This is a genomic window from Pedobacter sp. MC2016-24 (assembly GCF_015223055.1).
Lineage (GTDB): Bacteria > Bacteroidota > Bacteroidia > Sphingobacteriales > Sphingobacteriaceae > Pedobacter.
Window position 1 is genome coordinate 401,170 of sequence record NZ_JADFBX010000003.1, and the last position, 10,598, is coordinate 411,767.

At 40.3% G+C, this 10,598-nt stretch carries 10 protein-coding genes; 7 read left to right on the forward strand and 3 right to left on the reverse strand.

The window, feature by feature from the left end; all coding sequences use genetic code 11:
* Positions 1-7: 7 nt before the first annotated feature.
* From IM797_RS10080 to IM797_RS10100, 5 genes are all read left to right on the forward strand, one after another.
* A complete protein-coding gene (locus IM797_RS10080) occupies positions 8-907 on the forward strand; it encodes an SMP-30/gluconolactonase/LRE family protein (protein ID WP_194126986.1) in 900 nt (299 codons plus the stop codon).
* Positions 908-1,043: 136 nt separating this feature from the next.
* Positions 1,044-1,517, forward strand: a complete 474-nt coding sequence (gene greA, locus IM797_RS10085) for a transcription elongation factor GreA (protein ID WP_194126987.1) — start codon at positions 1,044-1,046, stop codon at positions 1,515-1,517.
* Between the two features lie 11 nt (positions 1,518-1,528).
* Entirely contained in the window at positions 1,529-1,921 is a 393-nt protein-coding gene (locus IM797_RS10090) for an HIT family protein (protein WP_194126988.1), read from the forward strand.
* A gap of 81 nt (positions 1,922-2,002) precedes the next feature.
* Entirely contained in the window at positions 2,003-2,332 is a 330-nt protein-coding gene (locus tag IM797_RS10095) for a Dabb family protein (protein ID WP_194126989.1), read from the forward strand.
* 138 nt (positions 2,333-2,470) lie between these two features.
* Positions 2,471-4,840 (forward strand): ABC transporter permease, encoded by a 2,370-nt coding sequence (locus IM797_RS10100; RefSeq protein ID WP_194126990.1) that lies wholly within the window; start codon positions 2,471-2,473, stop codon positions 4,838-4,840.
* Position 4,841: 1 nt separating this feature from the next.
* On the opposite strand, the gene IM797_RS10105 is transcribed toward IM797_RS10100, so the two are convergent.
* Positions 4,842-5,168, reverse strand: coding sequence for a nucleotide pyrophosphohydrolase (locus IM797_RS10105; protein ID WP_194126991.1), 327 nt, complete (start codon positions 5,166-5,168; stop codon positions 4,842-4,844).
* Positions 5,169-5,446: 278 nt separating this feature from the next.
* The gene (gene dtd, locus IM797_RS10110) at positions 5,447-5,899 is read right to left on the reverse strand and encodes a D-aminoacyl-tRNA deacylase (RefSeq protein ID WP_194126992.1); all 453 of its coding nucleotides are present in this window, start codon (positions 5,897-5,899) and stop codon (positions 5,447-5,449) included.
* Between the two features lie 63 nt (positions 5,900-5,962).
* On the opposite strand from dtd, the gene IM797_RS10115 reads away from it, so the two are divergent.
* Together IM797_RS10115 and IM797_RS10120 are read left to right on the forward strand one after the other, a co-directional pair.
* Positions 5,963-6,982 (forward strand): hypothetical protein, encoded by a 1,020-nt coding sequence (locus IM797_RS10115; protein WP_194126993.1) that lies wholly within the window; start codon positions 5,963-5,965, stop codon positions 6,980-6,982.
* Positions 6,948-9,407, forward strand: a complete 2,460-nt coding sequence (locus IM797_RS10120) for a hypothetical protein (protein ID WP_194126994.1) — start codon at positions 6,948-6,950, stop codon at positions 9,405-9,407. Before IM797_RS10115 ends, IM797_RS10120 begins: the two co-directional genes overlap by 35 nt.
* Here IM797_RS10120 and rsgA read toward each other — a convergent pair whose 3' ends face one another.
* Positions 9,408-10,328: a ribosome small subunit-dependent GTPase A gene (rsgA, locus tag IM797_RS10125; protein ID WP_194126995.1), complete on the reverse strand. Its 921-nt coding sequence runs from the start codon at positions 10,326-10,328 to the stop codon at positions 9,408-9,410. It lies immediately after the preceding gene.
* Between the last annotated feature and the right edge of the window lie 270 nt (positions 10,329-10,598).

Here is a 10,598-nt window from a genome sequence, read left to right on the forward strand (position 1 = left end):
CTTGATTATGCACGGATACAGACTTGCTTTTTTTCTTGTTTTATGGTTTAGCCCTTTCTTGTCAGGCGCGCAGGTTGCGGGCATAAGCCCCTTGTTTATTCAGGATAGCCTCAAACAGGTCGCATCTGGTTTTAGTTTTACGGAAGGATGTTCTGTTGATGCTGCAGGTAATGTGTTTTTTACAGACCAGCCAAATGATAAAATCTGGAAGTATGGTACCGATGGGAAGATTTCTTTATTTATGGAAAAATCAGGTCGTGCCAATGGGAGTTATTTTGACCGCAAAGGGAACCTGGTTGTCTGTGCAGACGAACGCGGAGAAATCTGGTCCATTCGTCCGAATGCTAAAGTGAAAATTCTGCTTAAAGATTATGAGGGAAAGCAATTTAATGGTCCGAATGATCTTTGGATAAATGCCAGTGGAGATATTTACTTTACAGACCCTTATTATCAACGTGATTACTGGCAAAGAACTTCGCCTGATTTGCAGCATAATGATGTGTATTTTTTGCCAAAAGGAGCCAGGCAGGCCCTTATGGTAGCCAGTGGTATGGTCAGACCAAATGGCATTGTAGGCACGCCCGATGGTAAATACCTGTATGTAGCAGATATTGGCGCGGGAAAAACTTACCGGTATGCCATTGGAAAAAATGGTGTTCTGGAAGACAAAAAACTAATCGTTGACAAGGGATCAGATGGGATGACCCTGGATGCAAAAGGGAACATTTACCTAACTGGTGGAGGTTCGGTTTTGATATACAGTCCGGAAGGAATCTTACAAGGACAGATCAAGGTTCCCGAAGGCCCCAGCAATGTTTGCTTTGCAGGTAAAACAAAGGATATTTTATTCATCACTGCACGTAAATCGGTATATATCCTGCCAATGAATGTGAAAGGTGTAGAGTAAAGTAAAATAATCCTTAAAATTTGCTTTTGTCCTCACACCCTATTATCTTCGTTTTAATTGAAGCAAGACTATGTAGGCTTAGAAGCCGATGTAGTCTTGTTTGTTTTTTAGAGGAAGTATAAAAAAATAAAACGCTATGACAGAGGTAACATATTATACCCAGGATGGTTTAGATAGGCTAAAAGAAGAATTGCAGCATATGAAAACTACTGGTAGGCAATTGATTTCTAAAGCAATAGCTGAGGCCAGGGATAAAGGCGATCTTTCGGAGAACGCAGAGTACGATGCGGCTAAAGAAGCTCAGGGTTTACATGAGGCTAAAATCTCTAAATTGGAAACCACGCTTTCAACTGCAAGGTTAATTGATGAGTCTAAAATGGATACGACTAAGGTGCTGGCGCTATCCATTGTGAAAATAAAGAATGTTAAGAATGGAGCAACCATGTCTTATCAATTGGTTGCAGAATCAGAGGCCGATCTTAAAACCGGAAAAATCTCAGTAAAATCACCAATTGCAAAAGGTTTATTGGGCAAATCGGTAGGTGATACTACAGAAATCGAAGTTCCGGCCGGAAAAATAGAATTCGAAATATTGGATATCAGCAGATAAAAACGAAAACCATGTCGAGTATCTTTTCAAAAATTGTAAGCGGAGAAATTCCTGCACATGTGGTTGCAGAGACAAATGACTTTCTCGCATTTTTAGATGTGAATCCATTGGTCATGGGGCATGTTCTGGTGATTCCCAAAAAGGAAATCGACTATATCTTTGATATGGATGAGGAAAGTTATTTCGGACTAACCCTTTTTGCTAAAATTGTAGCTAAAGGGTTAAAAGAAGCTTTTCCTTGTAAAAAAGTAGGTATTGCCGTGATTGGCCTCGAAGTACCACATGTACACATTCACCTCATTCCAATGAATGCCGTAAATGACATGAATTTTAGTAAAGAAAAACTAAGCCCTAGTCAGGAAGAGCTGACGGAGGCTGCAACAAAAATTAAAGCACAACTTTAAAATTAGCTGATAAAATACGGCGGGATCCAATCATTTGGATCCCGTTTTTTTATTTAACTTAGGTTGATTAAAAAATCTTTCATGAGTCAGAATAATCCAGTATATCCAATCGTTCATCATGTGTTTTTCTGGCTTAAAAATCCAGAGTCCACAACAGATCGCGACCAGCTTATCGTGGGTATTAAAACTTTAAAAAAAATTGAAACAGTTCAAGACCTGCAGGTCGGCATTGTTGCTGATACGGAAAGGCGACCTGTAATTGACCACAGCTGGCATGTTTCTGAGCTGATGTTTTTTAATGATCTGGAAGGGCAGGGCTTATACCAGAGCCATCCATTACATCTGGCCTTCATTGAAAACTGTAGCCACCTTTGGGAAAAAGTACTGGTTTACGATATCCAAAGCGTTTAAAATGATGCTGTTCAAAAACGGACAATGTCTGTTCGTTTTCGAGCAGCCAAATGTGTGATTTATATTTTAAACGCTTTCAGACGGCTTTATCACACTTGGCATTGGTATGGATATTACCAACATAGAAACCATTTTATCATGTTGAAACATCACCTTTTACTGATTTACAGGAATTTTACCAGATATAAAAGCTCCTTCCTCATTAACCTGATTGGTCTATCAGCAGGGCTTTCCTGTGCCTTACTCATTTACCTGTGGGTAAATGATGAGGTTCAAATGGATAAATTTCATGAAAATGAAATTTATCAGGTGATGCAAAACCAAATAACTGCGGCATCAGTCCTTACTACCGACGGAACAGTAGGTGTATTGGGAGAAGCGCTGGCGAGGGAAATGCCCGAAGTAGATCAGGCGGTGACAACCTCACCCAGTTACTGGCTGGAAAATACGAAGATCGCTGCGGAAAACCATACGCCTGTTAAAGCCGCAGGTAAATTTGCCAGCGCAAATTTTTTTAAAGTATTTTCTTATCCACTGATTTCCGGTCGTGCAGATGACGTATTACACGGTAAAAATAAGATCGTCATATCAGAACGACTGGCGATGAAATTATTTCATACTACGGCAGTACAGGGCAAAGAACTAAATTTTAAAAATGCGGAGATTGCAAAAGATAACCATGTCTTAATTTCCGGGGTATTTAAAGATATCCCTGCAAATTCTTCTGATCAGTTTGATTTTTTAATTTCTATCGATGTATTGTTCTCCATTAGCGAAAATTATACGAAATGGGGGAATTACGGGCCAAATACCTTCGTCTTATTAAAGAAAGGTGCCGATCCTGAGCTTTTCAATCAAAAGCTCTACGATTTTATGAAGGCTAAGGGACAGCCAAATGAAAAACTATTCATTAGAAAATATGCCGATGGCTATCTGCACAACAAGTATGACAATGGAAAGCTTTCTGGGGGAAGGATCGATTATGTGAACCTCTTTTCCCTGATTGCCATTTTTATCCTGATCATTGCCTGCATCAATTTCATGAATTTGTCTACTGCCAAAGCCTCGCGTCGTTTAAAAGAAGTGGGCATTAAGAAAGTGATGGGAGCCAGGCGGGAATCTCTGATCGTTCAGTACATGGCAGAATCCATGATCCTTGCTTTTTTAGCATTGTTCATCTCTCTTCTTGCTGTAGAACTGTTGTTGCCCCAGTTCAATACCATTGTCGGCAAGCAGTTGACGCTCCATTTTAACTTCCAGGCAATCGGGATATTACTGGGCATTGCCATTTTCACCGGGCTGGTTTCCGGCAGTTATCCGGCGCTTTACCTTTCAGGATTAAAACCGGTTAATGCACTGAAAGGACGGCTTAATGCTACGCCATTAGCTTCCTGGGCCCGTAAAGGATTGGTCGTTTTTCAGTTTGCACTTTCGGTATTACTAATTGTCGCAGTACTGATTGTATACAAGCAAATCGAATATGTGCAGCACAAAAGCATCGGTTATCAAAAAGACAATGTCCTGTACTTTGAAACAGAGGGTAGATTCAAAGGAAATTCTGAGTTTGCAATCGATGCGATTAAACAAATACCAGGTGTTCGTCATGCAGCAGGCATCGATCGTGAATTTCTCGGCGATTTAAAAGCTACATTTGGCGATTTCAGTTGGGAGGGAAGAAACCCTAAAGAGGTGATCAAATTCCAAAAGGCAGAAGTCAGTAGCGGCTTTATCGAAACAATGGGGATGGAAATGTCAGCAGGACGGAGTTTCTCCAGTCAACTGGGTGCTGATTTCGATAAGATCATCATTAATGAAGCCGGGATTAAAGTCATGCAGTTAAAGGATCCGGTTGGTAAGCTCTTTAAATTATGGGGTAAAGACTATCAGATTATAGGTGTAGTCAAAGACTTTAATTTTGAATCGTTACATAAGTCTGTAAGTCCGATGTTTATGTTGTATGCACCAAAAACAACCAACAGGATTATGGTCAGCATGGATGCAGGAAAAGAAAAAGAGGTGATCCAGTCGCTCCAGCGTTTAAATTCAACCTATAATCCAGGTTATAGTTTTGATTATAAATTCCTGGATCAGGATTTCCAGGCGCAATACCTCGCAGAAACCAGGGTAGCGCTACTTTCCCGGTATTTTGCCATACTTGCTGTTGTCATTTCTTGTCTGGGCTTGTTTGGTCTGGCTACATTTACGGCCGAGCGCAGGCTCAAAGAAATCGGGATCAGAAAAGTGCTGGGCGCATCAGCATGGAACGTAGTTTACACCTTGTCCAGAGATTTTACCCGGCCCGTAATCACAGCCATTGTCATTGCCTTGCCCATCAGTTACTTGCTGGCCAGGTACTGGCTCAATACTTTTGCTTACCGGATAGAATTGCAATTCTGGTATTTCCTGGTTGCAGGTTTACTGGCCCTGTTTATCTCTTTATTAACCGTATTCATGCAAGCCTTAAAGGCTGCACATGTCAATCCGGTGCAATGTTTAAAAACAGATTAGTCTATTTCAGTTTCTCGTTGTTCTTATGCCGGTCTGCATCACGGATGCTTTTCTTAACCAGGTTTTTTTCCATAGCTGCAGTCAGATCTATGCCGGTCTGGTTTGCGAGGCAAATGAGCACAAATAGCACATCGGCCATTTCGTCGCCCAAATCAACAGTTTCGTCACTTTTTTTGAAAGATTGTTCGCCGTATTTACGCGACATGATTCTGGCCACTTCTCCAACTTCTTCCATCAAAATAGCCGTATTGGTCAATTCATTGAAATAACGGATTCCAGTGGTTTTAATCCATTGATCTACGGTTTCTTGTGCTTCTTTAATGGTCATTTCTTGTGTGTTTAATGTATGCTTTTCCAAATATAAAGATATACAGTGTAATTGTCAGGTGTTGCTTGTTTAGCCTACCTTAGGGTCATCGTGCCTACTCAATAAGGGCAAGTCCGCACATAGTTCACACATTCTACACACTTTCTTCACAAAAAGGTACCTGTTTGTGGGTTTTGTGTGAAGGAAGTGTGAACCAGGTGTGAAGGATTTACTTTCTTGTGAAGAACTAGGGCCTAACCTGGCCCGGGCCAGAACATCATTGTACGCCCGAACTGTTTTTATTCTTTGTTTTTGCTGTCGATGGTGATTGTTACCGGCCCGTCGTTAACCAGGCTGATTTTCATATCTGCTCCAAAAACTCCGGTTTGTACCGGTTTGTCCAATAGTCGGGAAAGTTCTTCAATCATGCCCTCATACAAAGGAATAGCCTTTTCAGGCCTTGCCGCCCTGGTAAATCCCGGGCGGTTGCCTTTCTTTGTGCTGGCAAACAAAGTGAACTGGCTGATCAATAAAATGTCACCGCCAATATCAGCCAAAGCTTTATTCATCAGGCCTTGCTCATCACCAAATACCCGCATTGCGGTAATTTTAGCTGCAAGCCATTGTAAGTCTTCAGCAGTATCGGCATCCTCAATGCCCAGTAAAACCAGGAAACCAATTCCGATAGTTCCCGTTACGTCTCCGTTAACCGTACAACTTGCTGCCGTAACCCGCTGAACAACCGCTCTCATATTCTTAAGTTTAAATGTTAATTTAGCAAAGAAAATCAATACTGATTTCTGGCGTTAAATTTAATGAAATACAAGTATATCCTGCTGTTTATAATGTTAATCACTGCCTGCAAACAGAAGCGGGTGGTTAGTCCATCCTTTTATTATTGGAAAACAGTCTATAAATCCGATACACTTGAAAATGCCTATTTAAAGCAATTTCATAGTCAGAAACTGTATGTAAGAATCATGGATGTCGATCTTGACAACAATTACAGCAAGAATCCGGTTCCGGTTGCACCAATAAGTTTTGCAGATTCAGTACCTGGTACTTTAGCATTGATACCGGTTGTATTTATTGCCAATGATGTGTTAAAGGAACGTACTGAACCACAAATAAAAGAGTTGGCAAGAAAGATTACCAGTTTCGTAAAGGCAAAAACATTGCAGGCAGGCAAGCGGGGGTACCAGGAATTACAAATCGACTGTGACTGGACAGCAACTACACGTGATCACTATTTTAAATTACTTGAAGAACTTCGTAAGGTAAACAAAGATAAGGTCCTATCTTCAACACTTAGGTTGCATCAGCTGAAAAATCAAGGTAAAAGTGGTATTCCTCCAGTAGATAAAGTTTTGCTGATGTGTTACAACATGGGGAATTTGAGACAATATGGAAATCAAAACTCCATTTTAGACCTGGCAGAATTTAAAAAATATGCAGGAGAGAATCTAGCCCGGTACCCGAAGGATATGGATATTGCTTTGCCCTTGTTTTCCTGGACAGTTGTTTTTAGAGATCAGCAATATATCGGTATTTCAAAGCGGGTAAAATGGAATGACCTGATAGATACAGCTATGTTTCTGCGACAAAAAAATGGTTTATATCAATCCAGAAATACCCAGACAAATTTAGGGCTGCAGAAAAATGATGTACTAAGGTATGAAGAAAGTAATTTGAATGATATTAAATCAGTTGCACAGTATTTATCTGCTCATTTGCCTGGAAAACCTTTTAATTTGTTGTTTTATCATTTAGATCATCACCTCCTTAAAAACTATCAATTCAATGAACTGGAAGAAATCAATAATCTTTTGCGCTAGTTTCCTGATTATTTTCTTTACTGAAACGGCCGTCAATATTGCCTGTGGCCCTGAACAGGATCCTTATGATTATTACATTTCTTATTTTCATAATAATGTACAAGGGGATGCTTATTCGCCATTTGCTTTCAATAAAATGGTTTACTTATATGCCACTGAAGAAGTAGCAAATGAACCTGAAATCAATAGTTTGGAATGGGCAAAATATCTGCAGGTGAAGAAAGATGATGTTTTTAAGGTCATGTATGATGCCGATAGTACTTTTGAAGGCAAACTGGTTAATTTTTCAAAAAGATCACTTGAAGCTTTGCCTGTCGCGCTAAAGCAAAATTCATTTTTATTGGGATTGATCAAACAAGAAGCTGCTTTAAAATATTTCCTTTTTGCCAAAAGCTGCGAACCCTTTACCCGCTCATATTACGATAGTTGGGATCCTGTAGCACGTGATAGCGTGATGATGGGCAGGAAAGCGACGGAAGCTACTGCCTTGGCTGCAAAAGAAAAGGATCAGTTTTTGAAACTTCGCTATGCCTTTCAGGCGGTAAGGCTACAGCATTATGCACACAATTATGAAGCCTGCAAGACAACCTATGAACAATTGATCAGTCCATTGAAAACGGCAAGTGCAGTTCAGGGTTGGGCACTATCGCTTTATGCAGGTGCTATTCGGTATACAGGAAATCCAGCGGAAGCTGCGTATTTGTTTTCCAGGGTTTTTGCCGCCAGTCCGGAGAGAAGAATACAGGCTTATCGGAATTACTTTGCCTGTAGATCTTCTTTGGAAAGCGTATTGAAGTTCACTAAAAATGAGCGGGAGAAAGCTCATGTTTTTGCGCTCCAGGGGTTTGGCAATCCTGCTGCTGATGTGGAGAGCCTGGAACAAGTTTATCATTATGATCCCGGCAGTTTGATGAACGGAGCTTTGCTGGTCAGGGAAGTCAATAAGCTGGAGGAAAACTTAATTAAAGGGAAGGATATCGCCAGGAACTATTATGCCAGTTATTTTTCCCGTTTTGACGTCGACAAGCAAAAGCAGGACAGCACTCAGGATGTTTATTTAAAACACCTGCTAAAAATTAAGCATTTTGCCCTTCGGATGGCTAGCGAAAAGAAATATCCTCATCCAGAACTGGGTACCTTAACTGCGGCTTATTTGTCCTGGATGGAGAATAAAGATGTACAGGGCTTAAATTACCTGGCGGCTTTAAAGCCAGATCAATTACCAGAAAAATTAAAAGATCAGTATAGAATTATTGAGCTGTTAATTAAAGCCAATCAAATCAAAAAAGGTGGCTCTTTTAATCCAAACACGTTGCTGCCCGCCTTAAAGTGGCTCGATGAAAAACGTTTTGCTGAAAATAAACTGCAACCAAAGGATCAGGATTATTACGATGAAGTATGGGGAGATTCGGATCGCCGGTTTACCGCAACAACACGGAATTTTTATCAGCAGGTATTGGCACCTGCATATTTGAAAATGGGGGATACGGCCATGGCTGCGGTTGCCATGTTTAAAGCGGACCTTAAGTATCGCACCATTAGTGGCCAGTCATTCAGGAAAAACATGAGCTACCAAACCACAGTGTTTTGGCAAAATAGCTTGAGTCCAGCTACGATGAGAAATTTAGCTGTTCTTAAGGCCAAACCTGCGACTGGAAGTTTTAGAAGCTGGCTAAGCAAGGATTTAAGTAAAATCAGCAATGATGATTTTTATGAATTATTTGGTACTACTTATTTGCGTACCCATCAATATGCAAAAGCAATCAGCTGTTTTGACCGCGTTTCGAAAGCTTATGTTTATCAGACGCCGAGCGACTGGTACAGCGACAATGCAAATCAGAAAACATATGCCCAGGCATTTATTGAGCGCGTGAACGATTATCCGAAGCAATATGGTAAGGCTGCTCCTGGACTAAACAAGAAAACTTTCGCAAAAGAAATGCTACGGATACAGAAATTGATCAAAACGGATCAAAAGCATGCTGCACAATATTATTACCGAATGGCAAATGCTGTTTATCAAACTGGATATTATGGTAATTCCTGGTTTTTAATCAGCTATGACTGGGTATCTTATGATATCCATAAGAAAGCTAAGTATAGCTATGATTTCGATTACAAATTGGCACAGACCGCGAAAATGTGGTATCTGAAAGCCAGAACATTAAGTAAAGATTCGAACTTCAAAGCGAAGTGTACTTTTATGCTTGCCAAATGTGAGCAAAAAAAGATCATCAATTTAAATTATGATAAAATAGCCTGGTATCAGGGAGATTATGACCTGAGTTATAAAAGATTTTTAGCTTTAAATTATAACAATCCTTATTTCAGGCAAATGAAATTAAAGTATAGCCATACGGCATTTTATAAAATTGCAGCAACGGAGTGTGGTTATTTCAGGGAGTTTATAGGTGCTGAAAAATGATCAGGCCCTGGTTTCGTTGCCATGAAAAATACTCAGGTAACTTTCATACCTGCTGAGCTCTATTTCGCCTTCCTCAACGGCTTTGATTACTGCACAACCAGGTTCATTCACGTGTCGGCAGTTATTGAAACGACATTGATTCATGAGTGCACGCATTTCTCTGAAATAGTGTCCCAATTCTTCCGGCCGGATGTCAAAAATTCCCAGTTCCCTGATGCCCGGTGTATCAATTAAATAACCGCCAAAAGGCAAGGCATGCATTTCAGCAAAAGTTGTGGTATGCTGTCCTTTATCGCTCGACTCTGAAATTTCACCGGTTTTGATGTTGTGTCCAGGCAACAGAACATTGATCAAACTTGATTTTCCTACGCCTGAATGCCCTGAAAATAAAGTTGTTTTATCTTTCAATAATTCGATGATCAATGGGATATTGGTACCTTCCAGTGCCGATACTGCATAGCAAGGGTAGCCAATGTTTTCATAAATACTTTTGTAAGCATCCAATACTTCCAGGCCATCTTCATTAAACAGGTCCAGCTTATTAAAGATCAGCGTAGCTGGAATATCATAAGCTTCGGCAGTAGCTAAAAAACGATCTATAAAACCCAGAGAAGTACGGGGCGAGGCGAGTGTAACTACAAGAAATGCCTGATCCAGATTTGCAGCAATGATCTGCGCTTGTTTAGACAGATTGATCGATTTACGGATGATGTAATTGCGCCTTTCATGCAGTTTGTTGATCACCCCTTTGTCTGAATTGGGCTCCATTTCAAATTCTACCTGGTCGCCAACAGCAATGGGATTAGTGGTCTGAATGCCTTTAATCCGAAACTTACCTTTAATCCTGCAATCGTAATCGACGCCGTCCGATCCGTGTACCTGGTACCAGCTTCCTGTTGATTTTATAACTAATCCTTGCATATAATGGGGTAAAGGTAAGAAATTGTTTTAGCCTAATGATGCTTTGTAAGGCATTAACATTTTTGAGGTAAAGTGCAGCTATTTATGTGAATTTGGCTGCTTGGTTAAAGTATTTTTAATAATCAGATAAATATTTTTGCAATCATTTGTTAATTAGAAAAATATGTACTTACTTTACGCCACCGCACAATAAGTGTAAAATATACAATGTACAACTATTCGACCATTACTACGATTACCACAACCACCGGCGCAGCACGGAGGAAGGTA